Here is a 17,869-nt window from a genome sequence, read left to right on the forward strand (position 1 = left end):
CCCGCCATGTCCGTTGCAGGATGTTCGATTGTCTCGGATTTATATATAATATCAAGAGGTTAGATCGCGGCACCCGGGGCCGCTGCGAAGCCGTTGCGCGGAACATGCTTGGCCTCTATCTACCCGGACCGATTTCTCGCGCTTTGGATACCTCCGCCGGCCATGACCGAGCTCTCGCAGATCCGCAACTTTTCCATCGTGGCGCATATCGACCACGGCAAGTCGACCTTGGCCGACCGCCTGATCCAGCTGTGCGGGGCGATCGAGGCGCGCGAGTTCCACGACCAGCTGCTCGACAGCATGGACATCGAGCGCGAGCGCGGCATCACCATCAAGGCGCAGACCGTGCGGCTGAACTACACCGCGCGCGACGGCCAGAAGTACGTGCTGAACCTCATGGACACGCCGGGCCATGTCGATTTCGCCTACGAGGTGAGCCGGTCGCTGGCGGCGTGCGAGGGATCGCTGCTGGTGGTTGATGCCAGCCAGGGCGTCGAGGCGCAGACGCTGGCCAACGCCTACCACGCCATCGAGGCCGGTCACGAGCTGATCCCGGTGCTCAACAAGATCGACCTGCCGGCGGCCGAGCCCGAGCGCGTGAAGAAGGAGATCGAGGACGTCATCGGGCTCGACGCCTCCAACGCGATCCCGATCTCGGCCAAGACCGGGATGGGCGTCGATGACGTGCTGGAGGCGCTGGTCGAACGTCTGCCCTCACCGTCGGGCGATCGCGCCGCGGCGCTGAAGGCCTTGCTGGTCGACAGCTGGTACGATCCGTATCTCGGCGTCGTCACCCTGGTGCGCGTGCGCGATGGCGTGCTGAAGAAGGGCATGAAGATCCGCATGATGTCGACCGGCGCCGCCTACGACATCGACAAGGTCGGCGTCTTCACGCCTAAACCGGCCGAAGTGGCGGAACTGGGGCCGGGCGAGATCGGTTTCATCATCGCCGGCATCAAGACCATCTCGGATTGCAAGGTCGGCGACACCATCACCGAGGAACGCCGCCCGGCCGACTTCCCGCTGTCGGGTTTCAAGCCCTCGGTGCCGGTGGTGTTCTGCGGCCTGTTCCCGGTCGATGCCAGCGACTACGAGAACCTGCGCGATTCGCTGGCCAAGCTGCGGCTCAACGACTCCAGCTTCCACTTCGAGCCGGAGAGCAGCGCGGCGCTGGGCTTCGGCTTCCGCTGCGGCTTCCTCGGCCTGTTGCACCTGGAGATCGTGCAGGAGCGCCTGGAACGCGAGTTCGATCTCGATCTCGTCACCACGGCACCGTCGGTGGTCTACCGGATCACGATGACCGACGGCAGCGCGATCGAACTGCACAATCCTACCGACTATCCCGATCCGGCGCATATCCAGACGATTTCCGAGCCGTGGATCAAGGCCACCATCATCGTGCCCGACGAGTATCTCGGCCCGGTGCTGTCGCTGTGCCAGGAGCGCCGCGGCGTGCAGGTCGATCTCACCTATGCCGGCACGCGCGCCATGGTGGTCTACCGCCTGCCGCTCAACGAGGTGGTGTTCGACTTTTACGACCGCTTGAAGTCGGTGACGCGCGGCTACGCCAGCTTCGACTACGACATGGCCGGCTACGAAGAGGGCGACCTCGTCAAGGTCACCATCCTGGTCAACGGCGAAACCGTCGATGCGCTGTCCATCATCGTGCATCGCAGCCACGCCGAAAGCCGCGGCCGGACGTTGTGCGAGCGGCTGAAGGACCTTATTCCCAAGCAGCTGTTCAAGATCGCGATCCAGGCCGCGATCGGCGGCCGCATCATTGCGCGTGAAACCATCAGCGCCATGCGCAAGGACGTGCTCGCCAAGTGCTACGGCGGCGACATCTCGCGCAAGAAGAAGCTGCTGGAGAAGCAGAAGAAGGGCAAGAAGCGCATGCGGCAGATCGGCAATGTCGAGATCCCGCAATCCGCGTTTCTCGCCGCGCTGAAGACGGGCAGCTGAAGCCGGCGCCCGCTCAGCGGCGCCGGCGTCGGCGCCGCTGGCCGGGCGCCTCCTCGGCGCTGCGGCGAAAGATGTAACCGACAATCAGGCAGAACAGGGCAGTCCCGCCGAAGAGGTAGAGGGCCGGCTGCACCAGCACGGGCTGGAAGGTGGAAGTCCAGATGTCCTCGTGCAACTCGCGCTGCACAAATGCCTGCATCGCGTTGAGGCTGGACGAGTGGACCTTGAGCCACAATTCACCCAGCGCCGTCAGCGATTGGTCGCCGTTGTCGATATATTCGGCAATCTCGTAAACCCCGATCACCGCCGTGGCGAGGACCAGGAGCCAACCGAGCGCGCGCAAGACCACCATTCAGCCGGCCTCCTCGCCGCGGTCCGTTGTTGCCAGATCGAGGCCGACGCTAGCAGCCAGCCGGCCCCTATGAAAGCCGGCAGTCCGTGCAATCGCGTTTTCCCGGAGGTTGGCAAAACCCCGCCTGGCGTATAGTTTGCCGCCCGACTGGAGAGGTGGCCGAGTGGTTTAAGGCACACGCTTGGAAAGCGTGCGTGGTGTAACAGCCACCGCGGGTTCGAATCCCGCCCTCTCCGCCACCCTGCGCCTTCGGCTTCGGGTGGCAGGCCACCCGAAGCCGAAGATGCAGGGTGATCTCCCGAAGCTGCGACGCAGCGCAGGGAGACTGGTGATGCCTATGTGGTACGTTTATTTCCTGCAATGAAGCAATGGCGATATTGATGTCGGCTCGACCAACGATCTGAGGCGACGCGTCGCACCGAGCCGGGCAGGTTCTGTCGACGAGATCGTATCTACCCGCGACGCTGAAATCCTATGTCGAACGGCTCATAAGAAGAAATGCGCCGACAATTGATCCGGCGGGTTCAGGGCTATCGCGGAAACGTCATTCGCCGATTCATCGTATTCCGCGTTCGAGCGAAGCGAGCGTGCGGGTCTGGAATCGCGCGACGGCCTCGGCGGGCCGGCATGCGTTGAACATCAACTCATAGAAGGCGATCACATTCGCCTTGTTGCGTTCCAGTGATGCGCGACCGGCTCCTTCAGTTCGGAATACGGGCGATGACCTTGATCTCGAAGTCGAACCCGGCGAGCCAGTTGACGCCGATCGCCGTCCAGTTCGGATAGGGTGCCTCCGGGAATATTTCGCTCTTAACGGCCATGATCGTGCCGAACTGATTTTCGGGATCGGTATGAAAGGTTGTCACATCGACGATGTCGTCGAGCCCGCATCCACCCGCTTGCAGGGTTGCCTCAAGATTGGCGAATGCCAGGCGGACCTGAGCCTCGAAGTTCGGCTCGGGCGAGCCATCGCTGCGACTGCCGACCTGACCGGACACGAACAGGAGATCACCTGATCTGATTGCCGCGGAATAGGTGTGTGACATGTAGAGGTCATGCCGACCGGCGGGAAAAACGGCGTCACGCTGGGCCATTAAAGATTCTCCATTGGTGGTTCGCCTAAAAGCGGCGCCGACGGATCAATGTGGGTCAGGCGCGCGCCCCACGCTTGAAGAAGTAATGCAGCACGAAGTGCGCCGGAGAGACGACCGCGACGAGCTCCCAACCGTCAGCCCCCAGCTTGCCGAGGGCGCTGGAATCCAATGTTGTTTCGACCACCATATATTCCCATTGCATGGCCTATTCTCCGGTTCCTGAGCCCCTCTTTGGGCGGCACGCATTGGCCAAGATCCACTGCCATCAGACAGCGCCTGCTCACGTCGAATATTCATCCGCTTCGGTATGGACGAGACTCTATCGTCTCGACGAGATGTAGGATGGCCAGGATGGAACGCAAGAGTAGCAACGTGGGCGGCCGCGGAAGCCATCGGGCGCCGCCGTTATGCGCAGCGAACTGACCGATGCCTTGTATCGGGCACTGTTCGAAGAGGGGGCCCGGACCGGCGACGCGGCGATCAGCCTTCAGCGCGTAGCCGCATGGGCCAGCGCAGACAAGGCCGCATCTAAGCGAGAGTGCAGGTCGGGAAGCGCGCGGTGCGCTGAAGCCGAGACGGATCTCCAACACCACTGCGATCCGGATGGTAAGCTGGCATTCTGGAGCAGAGGGTTCTCGTTTCGGCTGCGGCTTCCGGTGGGCGGCGCGCCCCCGCAGGGAAGGACGGCATGCACAACCACGGCATTCGCAATCCTCAGCGCAGCGCGCTCATCTGCGTGGCCGTGACCGTCGTGGCATGGGCCTTCGTCGCCTGGGGCGCGCTCGAGATGCATATGGCCGGCGAGGAGACACTCGGCTCGGGTTTGAAGATCGGCCTGGCGCTCCTTCCCGCCATCCTCGCACCGGCCATGTTCTACAATTTCTGGCGCGGCATGAAGGTCTTCGCGGCGATCCGGCGCGGCGAGAATGAAATCGGGCGCTGGACCGCGACCGCCGCCGAGCTCGCCGAATTTTCGGCCAACGATCATGCCCGCAACGCGCTCGGGCGCGAGAATCTGAACATGTGGACGCCGCCACGCCGGCCGCCGCCGCAGGGCATCGAGATCATATTCGTGGCGGACGGCGTTCTCGTGGGTGACACCTACTTCGCGCTCATCACCACCGGCATGTTCAAGATCACCGGCGTGCGGATACTGTCCGAGAGCCTGCCGGCAATCGCATTCCGAACCGGCGCGACCTGGATGCATGAGCATCGCGTCCACACAGCGGTCGGCGCGCTCCGAATTCCGGTCTCCCGTGCCGCCAGCGCCGCGGCGGCCCGGGTTCTTGGCCACTTCGAGCGGGTGGATGCGCGTGAGATTATCGTCAACCCGGGCTTCTACCGGGGCCGGATGCTGGTCGGGCTGTTCGGGGCGCCGATCTTCTTCGCGGTCGCGGCCGTCGGCTTTACCTTGAAGTTGACCGGCAGATACAACGACAGCGACGACGTTTCCGGCCTCCTGATCGTCATCGGCATCCTGCTCGGCGGTGCCATGCTCGTCCTCGCGCTGGCCGCCTGGTGGCTGGGCCGGGCGCAGCGTCGCAAGCCCCGGGCGCGTTGAACGGCGCGCACCGTCGCGCGCGCTGCCTGATCAAGCAGGAACGTAGGTCAACCTGATCACATCAGCGCCGATGAGATCGTGGGCCACGAGGCGCAGCCGCGGCCGGGGGCCGGCGAAGAGCGGCTTGCCGCGGCCCAGCACGACAGGGTGGATGTACAGCCGATACTCATCGACAAGCCCAAGGTCGGTCAGGCTGCGCGCCAGGTCCGGTCCGGAAACGGAAATCTCCCCGTCGCGCGCCGTCTTCAGCGCGCGTATGGCCGCCTCGATGTTGTCCGCGACGAGCGTGGCGTTGGGGCCGACCGACGTCAACGAGCGCGACACGACCCACTTCGGGTGGTTCCGCCACGCCGCAGCGAAGTCGTGGTCCGCCGGCGTCCACTCAGGATGGTCTTCGTCCCAATAGCGCATGACCTCGTACATGCGGCGGCCGTACACGCTGCCCGCCAGGCCGCGCACGTGCTCGATCCAGTGACGAAAGAGCACTGAGTCGGGCGCGAATGCCTCGTGGTCGACATAGCCGTCCAGGGACTGATTCATGCCGAAGACGATCCTTGCCATGGCGCCAGATCTCCAACCGATGTTTCAGAATACGTTGGCTCGCTGTGGCGTGGAAACAAGGCGGGCACAAATCGCGTGTCACTTTGCAGGCGCAGCGGAGAATCGGACGTCCTGACGCCGCCGCGACCGGGGATGCTCAGGCGAAGCGCTTCGCGCCGGCCACGCAGAGGACGATGATCACGGTCGAGGCGATCATGGTCCAGGCGATCGGCTCGCCCAGGAAGATCGCCGCCAGCAGGAACCCGAAGAAGGGTTGCAGAAGCTGCAGCTGGCCGACGCCCGCGATGCCGCCCAGCGCCAGGCCGCGGTACCAGAAGATGAACCCCACCATCATGCTGAAGACCGACACGTAGGCGAGGCCGATCCAGGCGGGGACGCCGATGGTGGTCCACGTGGCGGGCAAGGTGAACAGGGCGATCGCGGCCATGATGGGCAGGGACAGCAACAGCGCCCAGGAGATGACCTGCCAGCCGCCGAGACGGCGCGACAGCGTTGCCCCTTCGGCGTAGCCGAGCCCGCACACCAGGATGGCCGCGATCATCAACAGGTCGCCCGTCAGGGTTCCGCCCTGGCTGCCGTACAAGGCGAAGCCGGCGACAGCCGCGGCGCCGGCGATCGAGAACAGCCAGAAGACGGGCTTGGGGCGCTCGCCGCCGCGCAGCACGCCAAAGATCGCCGTCGCGAGCGGCAGCAGCCCGACGAAGACGATCGAGTGGGCCGTCGTGATGTGCTGCAGCGCCAGCGCCGTCAGCAGGGGGAAGCCGACGACACCGCCGATGGCCACCCATGTCAGCGAGAGGAGGTCGCGGCGTTGCGGCCGCGTCTGGCGTAGCGCGAACAAGAACGCCGCGCCCAGCAAGGCGGCGATCACCGCCCGCGCCGAGGTCAGGAACATCGGCGAGAAGTCCGCGACCGCGACGCGCGTGGCCGGCAGCGACCCGCTGAAGATGATGACACCCAGGAGGCCGCTGCCCCAGCCCGCCGTCGTCCGTTCCATACGCCCTCGCTTCCTGGCCCTGGAAGTAGCGGTCCGGGTCCGGCATGGGGAGGGACAGTGGAATACAGTTATGACAAACTGTATGGATGAGCTGGCCCATACAGTTGAGCGGGAGCTGATCGTGGACGATCGCGGAACGACGCGGACGGAAGCGCTGATGAACGCTGTCCGCTCCAAGATCGCCAACCGGGCGCTCGGCTCGGGCGATCGCCTGCCCTCGGTTCGCCGTTTCGCGGAGGTCATGGGCGTCTCGCCCTCCACCGTGGTCGAGGCTTATGATCGCCTCGAAGCTGAAGGTGTCATTCGCGCCCGGCGCGGCTCCGGCTTCTATGTGACCGGCGCCGGCCTGCCGCCCGTGGCCTTGGCCGACATGGGGTCGCCACGCGAACGCAATGTCGATCCCTTCTGGGTCTCCAGGCAGTCGCTCGATGCCGACCCGTCCGTCCTCAAACCCGGCTGCGGGTGGCTGCCGGCGGATTGGATGCCCAACGCCGCGCTCCGCCGAGGCTTGCGCGCGCTGGGTCGGGTCGACGACACGATATTGGCCGACTACGGCAGCACCCGCGGTTCGCTCGCGCTGCGCCGTGTGCTGCTCGGGCGGCTTGCCGACGAAGGCATCACGGCGAGCGCGGACCAGATCATGCTGACGGCTTCGGGAAGCCAGGCGATCGACCTGATATGCCGCCTGCTGCTGCGACCGGGCGACACCGTCCTGGTGGACGACCCCTGCTACTTCAACTTTCAGGCACTGCTGCGTGCCCACCAAACGCGGATCGTCGGCGTCCCGTTCACGCCCACGGGTCCGGATACCGCCGCGTTCGAACAGGCTCTGGACGAAAACCCCCGCCTCTACATCACCAACGCGGCGCTTCATAATCCGACCGGCGGCACCATCTCCCCGCAGACCGCCCATCGCGTGCTGAGCGCGGCGGCAGCCCGTGGCCTCGCGATCGTCGAGGACGACATCTTCGCCGACTTCGAGCCGTCATTGTCGCCACGCCTCGCGATACTCGACGGCCTCGATCGCGTCATCAGGATCGGCAGCTTCTCCAAGACGCTCTCCGCCTCCGTGCGCTGCGGCTACATCGCCGCGCGGGCCGATTGGATCGAGGGACTGGTCGATCTTCAGGTGGCCACCAACTTCGGTGGTCCGAGCCCCGTCGCAACGGAATTGATCGCGGGCGTGCTCGCCGGCGGCAGCTACCGCAAACACATGGACGAAGTGCGCCAACGCCTGACGCGCGCCCGGAAGGACGCCATGGCCCGGCTGACGCCGCTCGGGATCGTGCCCTGGATCATGCCGCGCGGCGGGTTCTATCTCTGGTGCCGCTTGCCCGACGGACATGATTCGGCTGTCATCGCGCGGCGCTGCATGGAAGAGAACGTCGTCCTCGCGCCGGGAAACGTGTTCAGCGTCTCTCAATCGGCGGCGTCGTTCCTGCGCTTCAACGTTGCGCAGCTCGGCGACAAGCGAGTCTTCGGCGTCCTCAGGGACGCGATGAAGAGCGACGCTGCCGCGAAGCGTCCGTCGCGATCGCGAACGGATGCCGGGTGAGCTGATGGACCCAACCCTCACGGCACGGCTCAGCGTCCGCGACGAACGAACCGCACTGTTCAGGTCTCAGCCGCCAATCCGGATCGCGATCTTGCCGCGATGGCCGCCGGCGCGCAGGTGTGCGTAGGCCTTGTCGGCGTCCTTGAATGCGAAGACCTCGTGCACGATCGGACGCACGCCGCTTCGCATGGCCTGGCGCAGGTCACCGATCGAGCCGACATAGATGCCCCGGATATCGACCCCGTTCATCAGGATGGCGCTCGTGTTGATGGCGCCGTCGAACCCGGTCAGCACACCGACAAGGGCGATCTCGCCGCCGGGACGAACGGCGCGAAGGGCCTCGTTCAGGGTACCTGAACCGCCGACTTCGACGACAAGATCGACGCCGCCGCCGGCGATTTCGGCAACGCGATCTCCCCACCGGGCCACATGCCGGTAATTGACGCCCGCCTCGGCCCCGAGCGCTCGGGCGTGCGCGAGCTTCTCGTCCGAGCTTGATGTCGCAATAACGCGCGCGCCGGCGGCGCGGGCGAACTGGAGCGCGAATGTCGAGACGCCGCCGGTCCCTTCGACCAGCACAGTGCCACCCGGTCGGATACCGCGGCCACCGAACAGGCAACTCCAGGCCGTGACGCCGGCACACGGATAGGCGGCAGCCTCCTCGAATCCCCAGTCGTCGGGAAAGGGAACGGCGGCGGCGGCCGGCACCGCGATGCGTTCGGCCAGCACGCCATCGACGAAGCCGCCGCCCAGGGCGCTGGCCTGTTTGGCGGCGGAAAAAGGCCCGTCGAGCCAACCCGGCATGAACGCCACGGCGACGCGCTCGCCGATCCGGGCGGTACTCACGCCGTCGCCCACGGCCGAGATGACGCCAGCGCCATCGGATAGTGGGATCAGGTCGGTCTTTTGCTGGCCGCCGTAGCGGCCCGACTGCACGATCGTGTCGCGATAGTTCAGGGTCGCGGCTTTCACATCGACCACGACCTGACCCGCCGCGGGCATGGGATCAGGTTCCTCGACCAGTTTCAGGGGCGCTTTGGGTCCATTCAGTCTGTACGCACGCATGCACACGTTCTCCACGGTTATCGATCCGCCTCGACATGGGCATGCATGGCCGTTACTGTGAGTACGTACAAAAGGAACATGTACTATCATGAATGATAGTGTAAGGAACCTGCGGCGGCGGGCGACACGAACGGGCTGCGCGGTCGAGGCGACGATGAGCGTGCTCGGGGGCTTGTGGAAACCGGTTCTGGTGTTCCACCTCCTGGAAGGGCGCTTGCGCTTCAATGCGCTCTGCAGGCTGACACCCAACGCCACGCCGCGAATGGTGACGCTGCAATTGCGCGAACTGGAGACCGACGGCGTGATCCGGCGGATCGTCTATCCCGAAGTGCCGCCCAAGGTGGAATATGAGCTGACCGAGTTCGGTCGCACGCTGGAGCCGGTTCTGATCAGCCTGCGTGATTGGGGCGAATCGTTCCAGCGGCACTGCGGGACGATGCCTGATGCCGTGGCTTCCCGGGACCGCCTCCGAAAAGGCCGTCCCTCGACCGCTTCAGCCGCAAGGCATTCTTGACGCGTCCTGTACGCGACGTCGCAGGACGTCAACGATGCGGTCGACATCGCGTCGGCGCGCCGGCCAGTCGATCTCGGTCCCATCGAGATAAGCCTGTCGCGCCTGGTCCATCAGGTCCGCCGTTGCGGGCGGCAGGCGCGGTGCGGCCCATGCCGCCGCGACATCCTTGGCGACGATCTCGCCTGTCGCCAGCGTCCGCCACATGCGCGCCAAGGTGAGCAGCACGTTGCGCTCATCCCCGTCGAGGGAACGCAGCAGAGCCGGCAGCGCATCGCCGATGGCGCGCCGGATGTCGCCGGCGGGGACAGCCGGCAACAGTTCACCGGCATCGGGTCCGCACAACGGTTTTGCTACCTGTCTGGCGGACGCCAACACGATGGTCAGGTCCGGATCCGCGACGGGTTCGGGAACCTCGCCGGCATCGAATGCCGCGCGCAGCCACTCGCCATAGATGAATTCAGCGCGCGCGGGATAGGGCAGCGACGCCAGATCATCCCGGTTGAAGATGATCAACTCCAACGGACGCACGGTAGCGGTGGGTGGATAGCGGGACATCGTCGTCAACGCCCCGACCAGGTTTCGCCGGATCGCGTACGGCACGGGCTTGTCGGCGACGGCCAGCAGGTCGATGTCGCTGTTCGGGCGCAGCCCGCCGTTCACCGCCGAGCCGTGGAGATAGACCGCGACAAGCCGGTCGGCCAGGTGGTGCCGGATGGCCGCGAGCGCCTGTGTCGCCTGGGCGGGGATCGTCATTGGTCAGGGCCGTGAAGTGTCATCGTCGCATGCCGGCGTCGTCAATCTTGCGCTCGGTGCCGTCGTCGCGCGGCGGTCCCGGGATTTTTAATGTTTTTTGACATCTGTCGAGCATCGCTGCGCCGCAAGATTGCGCAACGACCGAAGGCGGGGGCTCGGGTCCGATGGGGCGCAAACTGGAGAGTGGGACAATCTCGGCTGCGGTCCGCTGTCGCCCCCTGCTGAGCACGACCATACTCACGGCGTTCGGCTGGCTCGCGGCCACGATGCCGGCGCAAGCGCAAGTCACCACCTGGACCGGCGCGACGTCATCCGACTGGTTCACCGCCGGCAACTGGTCCGCCGGGATTCCGACCAACGCGGCCGACACGATAGCGACGATCGACACGGTCACGCCCAATGCGACGGTGGTCGGCACGGCCGGTGCGCAGGCGAACAGCCTCATCGTTGGCTTCGCCGGGACCGGGATGCTGACGATCCAGGGTGGCGGCACCTTGACCAGCAACTCAGGTTTGATGGCCCTTTCCGCCAATTCAACCGGCACCGTGACCATCGACGGGGCGGGATCATTGTGGAATTCCGCGGGGATCTTCGTCGGCCAATCGGGCAATGGCACGCTGACGATACGCAACGGAGGCGACGTTACAGCCACTTCGAGCGTTATTGCCCTCGCAGCTGGATCGACCGGCACGGCAACGGTCGATGGCGCAGGATCGTCCTGGACCAGTTCCCTGCTCATCGTCAGCAACGGCGGCGGCGCCACGCTGACGGTTCGCAACGGCGGCACCGTGATCAGCGACTCCGGCCAGATCGGCGGCGGTTTCGGTGTGGGGACGGGCAGTGTTACAGTCGACGGCACGGGCTCGTCCTGGGCCAATTCCGGCCCGCTCATCGTCGGCAACGGCGGCGGCGCCACGCTGACGATCCAGAACGGCGGCGCCGTCACAAGCGGTGGTGCCTTTGTTGGCGCTGACGGCCCGACCGCCAACGTGATCGTGGATGGTTCAGGATCGTCCTGGACCAATACCGGCACACTCAGCATCGGCGTCACAAGCGGCGGCACGCTGACGATCCGCAATGGCGGCATTGCGATCAGCACCATGGCCGCCGTGATTGGCACCGGCAGCGCGGCGACCGGCACGGTGACGGTGGACGGCACCGGATCATCCTGGAGCATTACCAGCAATCTCGTCGTCGGCGCCTCCAGCACTGGCACCGGCACGCTCACGATCAGCAATGGCGGCACTGTGCGCAACATCGACGGCAGCGTCGGTAATTCTCTCGGGGGGACCGGCACCGTGACGGTGGACGGCACAGGCTCGTCCTGGGTCAATTCCGGCACGCTCATCGTCGGCAATTCTGACGCCGGCACGCTGACGATCCGCAATGGCGGCACTGTGAGCAACACCAGCGGTGACATTGGCAATTTTTCCGGCGTGACCGGTACCGTGACGGTGGATGGCGCAGGATCGTCTTGGACCAATAGCAGCACGCTCGTCGTCGGCGACCAGGGCAGGGGCGTGCTGACGGTCAGCAATGGCGCCGCTGTCAGCAGCACCGCCGGCTCTATTGGTAACTTTAACGGGTCGGCCGGCACGGTGACGGTGGACGGCGCAGGGTCGTCGTGGACCAATACCGGTGTGCTCCGCATCGGAGACGGCGGCACCGGCACGCTGACGATCCGGAACGGGGGCACCGTCTCGGCCACGAGCACCGTCATTGCCAGCGCGACCACCGGAACCCTCAATATTGGCGCCGCCTCCGGTGACACGTCGGCCGCGCCGGGCACGCTGAGCACGCCGACCGTTGCGTTGGGGGCCAACACCGACCGGATTGTCTTCAACCACACCGCCACCAACTACGTGTTCGCCCCGGCCATCTCAGGTACGGGCGCGGTGCTGGTCGAGGCGGGCACGACCATCCTGACCGCCAACAATACCTACACCGGCCCCACCACGGTCGCTGGCGGCGGCAGGCTCATCGTCAATGGGTCGATCGCGTCAGGCCTCACGACGGTGAACAGCGGCGGCACGCTGGGCGGCAGCGGTGCCATTACCGGCACGGTGACGGTGGGCGGCACCCTCTCGGCCGGCACCAGTCCCGGCACCCTGACGATCGGCACGCTGGCGCTCAACGCGGGGTCGACATCGATCTTCGAGCTCAACGCTCCGGGTGTCGTCGGTGGCGTGAGCAACGATCTGGTCATCGTCACCAACGGCCTTACCCTGGGCGGCGCGCTCCAGGCGCAGGCCGCGGCCGGCGGCTACTATCGCCTGTTCGGCTACGGCGGCGCGCTGTCGGGCAGCTTTGCCGCCACCAGCGTGACGGGCACCGGCGGCTTCGTAGTTGCGGACCATCAGGTGCAGGTGGGCATCCCGGGCCAGGTCAACCTCGCCGTGCGCGGTGTCGGCCAGACCCTGCAGTTCTGGGATGGCACCGACAGCATCGGCAACGGCACCGTGGACGGCGGCGCCGGCACCTGGAGCAGCGCCGGCACCAACTGGACCGGCCAGCCCGGCCAGGCCGGCATCAACGGCCCCTGGGAGGGGTCGGTCGCCGTGTTCGCCGGCGCGGCCGGCGGCGGCGTGAGCGTCGCAGGCACGCAGGCCGTCGACACGCTGCAGTTCTCGACCAGCGGCTACGTGCTCGGCGGAGGCACGCTGGCGCTGTCGCCCGCCAGCGGCACGGCGGGCACCATCACGGTCGACAGCGGCATCACCGCCACCATCGGCTCGACCATCGCCGACGGCACGGGCAGCGGCCTGAACAAGATCGGCGGCGGCACGCTGATCCTCACCGGCGCCAATACCTATACCGGCGGCACGACCATCAGCGCCGGCACACTGTCGATATCGGCCGACACCAACCTCGGCGATCTCAGCGGCGGACTCACGTTCAACGGCGGCACGCTGCAGAACACTGCCGCGATCACGATGACACGGGCGGTGACGCTCAACGCCGGTGGTGGCACCTTCCAGACCGATGCCAACCTCGCGGTCGGCGGCGACATCGGCGGCAGCGGCGGCCTGATCAAATCAGGCGCCGGCACGCTGACCTTGACCGGCATCAACACCTACGGCGGCGGCACGACGATCAGCGCCGGCACGCTGGTGGGCAACGCCGCGTCCTTCGGGACAGGCGGTATCGTGAACAATGCCGCGCTGATTCTGGACCAGGCGACGGCGGGCACCCTGTCGAATGCGATCTCCGGCAGCGGCACGGTCGAGAAGACGGGTGCCGGCACGCTGACGTTGACTGGCACCAACAGCTATGGCGGCGGCACGACGATCAGCGCCGGCACGCTGGTGGGCAACGCGGCCGCCTTCGGAACGGGCGGGATCGTGAACAACGCCGCGCTGGTTCTGGACCAGGTGACGGCCGGCACCCTGTCGAATGCGATCTCCGGCAACGGCACCGTCGAGAAGACGGGCGCAGGCACGCTGACGTTGACCGGCATCAACAGCTACGGCGGTGGCACGACGATCAGCGCCGGCACGCTGGTGGGCAGCACCGCGTCCTTCGGGACGGGCGGCATCGTGAATAATGCCGCGCTGGTGCTGGACCAGGCGACGGCTGGTACCCTGTCGAATGTGATCTCCGGCAGTGGCACCGTGGAGAAGACGGGTGCCGGTACGCTGACCTTGACCGCCATCAACACCTACGGCGGCGGCACAACCATCAGCGCCGGCACGTTGTCGATATCGGCCGACGCCAATCTCGGCGATCCCGGCGGCGGGCTCACGTTCAATGGCGGCACGCTGCAGAACACCACCGCGATCACGATGACACGGGCGGTGATGCTCGACGCCGGCGGCAGCACCTTCCAGACCGATGCCGACCTCGAGGTCGGCGGCGACATCAGCGGCAGCGGCGGCCTGACCAAATCAGGCGCGGCGACCTTGACCCTGAGCGGCATCAACACCTATGGCGGCGGCACCACCATCAGCGCCGGCACGCTGGTGGGCAACGCCACGACCTTCGGGACGGGCGGGATCGTGAACAATGCTGCGCTTATTCTGGACCAGGCGACGGCGGGCACCCTGTCGAACGCGATCTCCGGCAGCGGTATCGTCGAGAAGACCGGTGCCGGCACGCTGACTCTGGCCGGTATCAACACTTATGGTGGCGGCACGACGATCAGCGCCGGCACACTGGTGGGCAACGCCGCATCCTTCGGGACAGGCGGCATCGTGAACAACACCGCGCTGGTGCTGGACCAGGCGACGGCGGGCACCCTGTCGAATGCGATCTCGGGCAGCGGCACGGTCGAGAAGACCGGCGCTGGCACACTGGTGCTGACCGGCATCAACACCTATGGCGGCGGCACCACCATCAGCGCCGGCACGCTGGTGGGCAACGCGGCCGCCTTCGGAACAGGCGGGATCGCGAACAACGCCGCACTGGTCCTGGATCAGGCAATCAGCGGCACCCTGTCGACCGTGATCTCTGGCAGCGGTACCGTCGAGAAGACGGGCGCCGGCACGCTGACCTTGACCGGTATCAACACCTATGGTGGCGGCACGCTGATCAGCGCCGGCACGCTGGTGGGCAACGCCGCTTCGTTCGGGACAGGCGGGATCGTGAACAATGCCGCGCTTATTCTGGACCAGGCGACGGCGGGCACCCTGTCGAACGCGATCTCCGGCAGCGGTACCGTCGAGAAGACCGGTGCCGGCATGCTGACCCTGGCCGGCATCAACACCTATGGCGGCGGCACCACCATCAGCACCGGCACGCTGGTCGGCAACGCGGCCGCCTTCGGAACGGGCGGGATCGTGAACAACACCGCACTGGTGCTGGACCAGGCGACGGCCGGCACCTTGTCGAATGCGATCTCGGGCAGCGGCACGGTCGAGAAGACCGGTGCCGGAACGCTGACCTTGACCGGCATCAACACCTATGGCGGCGGCACGACGATCAGCGCCGGCACGCTGGTGGGCAATGCCGCGTCTTTCGGAACAGGCGGCATCGTGAACAATGCCGCGCTTATTCTGGACCAGGCGACGGCGGGCACCCTGTCGAGTGCGATCTCGGGCAGCGGCACGGTCGAAAAGACAGGCGCCGGCACGCTGACCCTGACCGGCATCGATACATATGGCGGCGGCACAACGATCAGTGCCGGTACCCTGCAGCTGGGCAACGGCGGCACCACGGGCTCGATCACCGGTGACGTGCTCAACAACGGCACGCTGGCGTTCAATCGGTCCGACACCGTGACGTTCGCCGGGATCATTTCGGGCAGCGGTGCCGTACAGCAGAACGGTGCCGGGACCACCGTGCTGACCGGCATCAACACCTATGGCGGCGGTACCACGATCAGCGCCGGCACCTTGCAGCTGGGCAATGGCGGCACCACGGGCTCGATCACCGGTGACGTGCTCAACAACGGCACGCTGGCGTTCAATCGGTCCGACACCGTGACGTTCGCCGGGATCATTTCAGGTAGCGGTGCCGTGCAGCAGAACGGCGCCGGGACCACCGTGTTGACCGGCAGCAATGCTTATGGCGGCGGCACGACGATCAGCGCCGGCACCTTGCAGCTGGGCAACGGCGGCACCGCGGGCTCGATCACCGGCGACGTGCTCAACAACGGCACGCTGGCGTTCAATCGGTCCGATACCGTGACGTTCGCCGGGATCATTTCAGGCAGCGGTGCCGTGCAGCAGAACGGTACCGGGACCACTGTGTTGACCGGCACCAGCACCTACGCCGGTCCGACGAGCGTCAATGCCGGCAACCTGATCGTGAACGGCGCCATCGCCAGCACGGTGACGGTCAACAGCGGCGGCCTGCTGAGCGGCAGCGGTACCGTCGGTGGCATCGCTGCCAACGCCGGCAGCACCGTGTCGCCGGGCAATTCTCCTGGCACGCTCACCGTTGCCGGCAATGTCGCCTTCGCCGCCGGCGCGACCTACCGGGTCGAGATCGATGCGGCGAACAACGCCGACCGCATCGCCGCCACCGGTACGGCGACGCTCAGCGGCGGCACGGTGCAGGTCACCAAGGCGGGCGACGGTTATGTCGCGGGAGCCCGCTACACCATCCTCAGCGCCAACAGCAGCGTCAACGGCACTTTCGCCGGATTGGTGGCGGCGGGTTCCGGCTTGCCGTTGTTCGACCTCGCGCTGAGCTACGACCCCAACAACGTCTATCTCGACGTCACGCGCAACACGGTGACGTTCTGCCGCATCGCGGCCTCTCGCAACCAGTGTGCCGTCGGCGTCCGCGCCGAGAGCCTCGGTGCCGGCAACGCCGTGTTCGACGCCATCGCCAACCTGCCCGATACCACGAGCATCCGCCGCGCCTTCGAACTGCTGTCGGGCGAGATCCACGCCAGCACCGCCGGCACCATGGTCGAGCAGTCGCAGGTCCTGCGCGACACCGTCATCGGCCGCGTGCGCCAGTCCTACGGCATTGCCGGACCGGCCGCCGCGTTGGCACCGGAAGGCAAGGTCATGGCCTTTGCCGGCGCGTCGCCGGGTGTCGTTCCCGATGCCACGCCGGCCGACGCCGCGGCGCGCCTGTTCGCGCAGGCCCCGGCCGCGCCGCCGGCCGGCGACACCGTCGTCGCCGCCTGGATGCAGGGCATCGGTGCCTGGGGCAAGCGCAGCGGCGATGGCAATGCCGGCACGTTGAGCCGGTCGCTCGGCGGCTTCCTGATCGGTGTCGATGCCACCGTCGAGCGCACCTGGCGCGTCGGCCTGGCTGCCGGCTACACCCGCGCCTCCTTCGACGTCGACAGCCGCGCCTCGTCGGGCAACAGCGACAACTATCACGTCGCCCTCTATGGCGGCGGCCAGCTCGGTGCCCTCGGTCTGCGCGCCGGCGCCAGCTTCACCTGGCACGATATCGGCACCACGCGCCGTGTCGCCTTCCCCGGTGTCGTCGATCGCCTGAAGGCCGACTACAACGCCCGCACCACCCAGGTGTTCGGCGAAGCGGGCTACGCCGTCACGCTGGAGCGCGTGGCATTCGAGCCCTTCGCCGGGCTGGCCTGGGTCAACTACCGCAGCGATCGCATCAACGAGTCCGGCGGTGCCGCCGCCCTCACCGGCCGCCGCCAGGCCTTCGATGTGGGCTTCAGCACCCTGGGCCTGCGGGCGGCCGCCACCCTGACGGCGCCGTCCGACACGACGGTTGTGACCGTGCGCGGCACCCTGGGCTGGCGCCACGCCTTCGGCGACGTGACGCCGGAACAGCGCCTGGCCTTCCGCGCCGGCGGCAGCCCCTTCACCGTGGTCGGCGTGCCGATCGCGCGCGACAGCCTGATCGTCGAAGCGGGTGTCGACATCGACGTCACGAACTACGCCAGGTTCGGCATCGTCTACAGCGGCCAGTTCGCCCGCGGGGCACAGGACCACGCGATCAAGGGCAGCCTCACCCTGCGCTTCTAGAGCGGACACCGCTCGATCGAAACCTGGGAGCGCGGGCGTCTCGCCCGCTCATGTCAGGCTT

Annotated in this window: 12 protein-coding genes and 1 tRNA gene; 6 read left to right on the forward strand and 7 right to left on the reverse strand. The window is 66.6% G+C overall.

Annotated features, from left to right (window positions below; translation table 11 throughout):
* Nucleotides 1–162: 162 nt before the first annotated feature.
* On the forward strand, nucleotides 163–1,962 hold the full coding sequence (gene lepA / locus FQU96_RS01710) for a translation elongation factor 4 (protein ID WP_146539106.1): 1,800 nt from the start codon (nucleotides 163–165) through the stop codon (nucleotides 1,960–1,962).
* A gap of 13 nt (nucleotides 1,963–1,975) precedes the next feature.
* On the opposite strand, the gene FQU96_RS01715 is transcribed toward lepA, so the two are convergent.
* Nucleotides 1,976–2,314, reverse strand: a complete 339-nt coding sequence (locus FQU96_RS01715) for a hypothetical protein (RefSeq protein ID WP_146539107.1) — start codon at nucleotides 2,312–2,314, stop codon at nucleotides 1,976–1,978.
* Between the two features lie 149 nt (nucleotides 2,315–2,463).
* Here FQU96_RS01715 and FQU96_RS01720 point away from each other — a divergent pair.
* Nucleotides 2,464–2,553, forward strand: a tRNA-Ser gene (locus FQU96_RS01720).
* 462 nt (nucleotides 2,554–3,015) lie between these two features.
* Here FQU96_RS01720 and FQU96_RS01725 read toward each other — a convergent pair.
* Both FQU96_RS01725 and FQU96_RS42075 read right to left on the reverse strand, forming a co-directional pair.
* Complete coding sequence (locus tag FQU96_RS01725) at nucleotides 3,016–3,408, reverse strand: RidA family protein (protein ID WP_146539108.1); 393 nt, start codon at nucleotides 3,406–3,408, stop codon at nucleotides 3,016–3,018.
* Nucleotides 3,409–3,463: 55 nt separating this feature from the next.
* Nucleotides 3,464–3,610, reverse strand: coding sequence for a hypothetical protein (locus FQU96_RS42075; RefSeq protein WP_178130248.1), 147 nt, complete (start codon nucleotides 3,608–3,610; stop codon nucleotides 3,464–3,466).
* Nucleotides 3,611–4,096: 486 nt separating this feature from the next.
* Between FQU96_RS42075 and FQU96_RS01730 the strand changes: the two genes are divergently transcribed.
* Nucleotides 4,097–4,969, forward strand: a complete 873-nt coding sequence (locus tag FQU96_RS01730; protein WP_146539109.1) for a hypothetical protein — start codon at nucleotides 4,097–4,099, stop codon at nucleotides 4,967–4,969.
* 30 nt (nucleotides 4,970–4,999) lie between these two features.
* On the opposite strand, the gene FQU96_RS01735 is transcribed toward FQU96_RS01730, so the two are convergent.
* Complete coding sequence (locus FQU96_RS01735) at nucleotides 5,000–5,530, reverse strand: dihydrofolate reductase family protein (RefSeq protein WP_146539110.1); 531 nt, start codon at nucleotides 5,528–5,530, stop codon at nucleotides 5,000–5,002.
* 136 nt (nucleotides 5,531–5,666) lie between these two features.
* Nucleotides 5,667–6,527: a DMT family transporter gene (locus FQU96_RS01740; protein ID WP_146539111.1), complete on the reverse strand. Its 861-nt coding sequence runs from the start codon at nucleotides 6,525–6,527 to the stop codon at nucleotides 5,667–5,669.
* Nucleotides 6,528–6,609: 82 nt separating this feature from the next.
* Between FQU96_RS01740 and FQU96_RS01745 the strand changes: the two genes are divergently transcribed.
* Nucleotides 6,610–8,082 (forward strand): PLP-dependent aminotransferase family protein, encoded by a 1,473-nt coding sequence (locus FQU96_RS01745; RefSeq protein WP_255467781.1) that lies wholly within the window; start codon nucleotides 6,610–6,612, stop codon nucleotides 8,080–8,082.
* A gap of 66 nt (nucleotides 8,083–8,148) precedes the next feature.
* On the opposite strand, the gene FQU96_RS01750 is transcribed toward FQU96_RS01745, so the two are convergent.
* On the reverse strand, nucleotides 8,149–9,147 hold the full coding sequence (locus tag FQU96_RS01750) for an NAD(P)-dependent alcohol dehydrogenase (RefSeq protein ID WP_146539112.1): 999 nt from the start codon (nucleotides 9,145–9,147) through the stop codon (nucleotides 8,149–8,151).
* A gap of 154 nt (nucleotides 9,148–9,301) precedes the next feature.
* Here FQU96_RS01750 and FQU96_RS01755 point away from each other — a divergent pair, with 154 nt between their 5' ends.
* Complete coding sequence (locus FQU96_RS01755; RefSeq protein WP_304623174.1) at nucleotides 9,302–9,661, forward strand: helix-turn-helix domain-containing protein; 360 nt, start codon at nucleotides 9,302–9,304, stop codon at nucleotides 9,659–9,661.
* Here FQU96_RS01755 and FQU96_RS01760 read toward each other — a convergent pair.
* Entirely contained in the window at nucleotides 9,641–10,414 is a 774-nt protein-coding gene (locus FQU96_RS01760; protein WP_146539114.1) for an aminoglycoside adenylyltransferase family protein, read from the reverse strand. The genes FQU96_RS01755 and FQU96_RS01760 overlap by 21 nt on opposite strands.
* 164 nt (nucleotides 10,415–10,578) lie before the next feature.
* Between FQU96_RS01760 and FQU96_RS01765 the strand changes: the two genes are divergently transcribed.
* Complete coding sequence (locus FQU96_RS01765) at nucleotides 10,579–17,808, forward strand: autotransporter-associated beta strand repeat-containing protein (protein WP_146539115.1); 7,230 nt, start codon at nucleotides 10,579–10,581, stop codon at nucleotides 17,806–17,808.
* Nucleotides 17,809–17,869: the final 61 nt, after the last annotated feature.

Source organism: Reyranella sp. CPCC 100927 (assembly GCF_007859315.1).
In the GTDB taxonomy this organism is placed as follows: Bacteria; Pseudomonadota; Alphaproteobacteria; order Reyranellales; family Reyranellaceae; genus Vineibacter.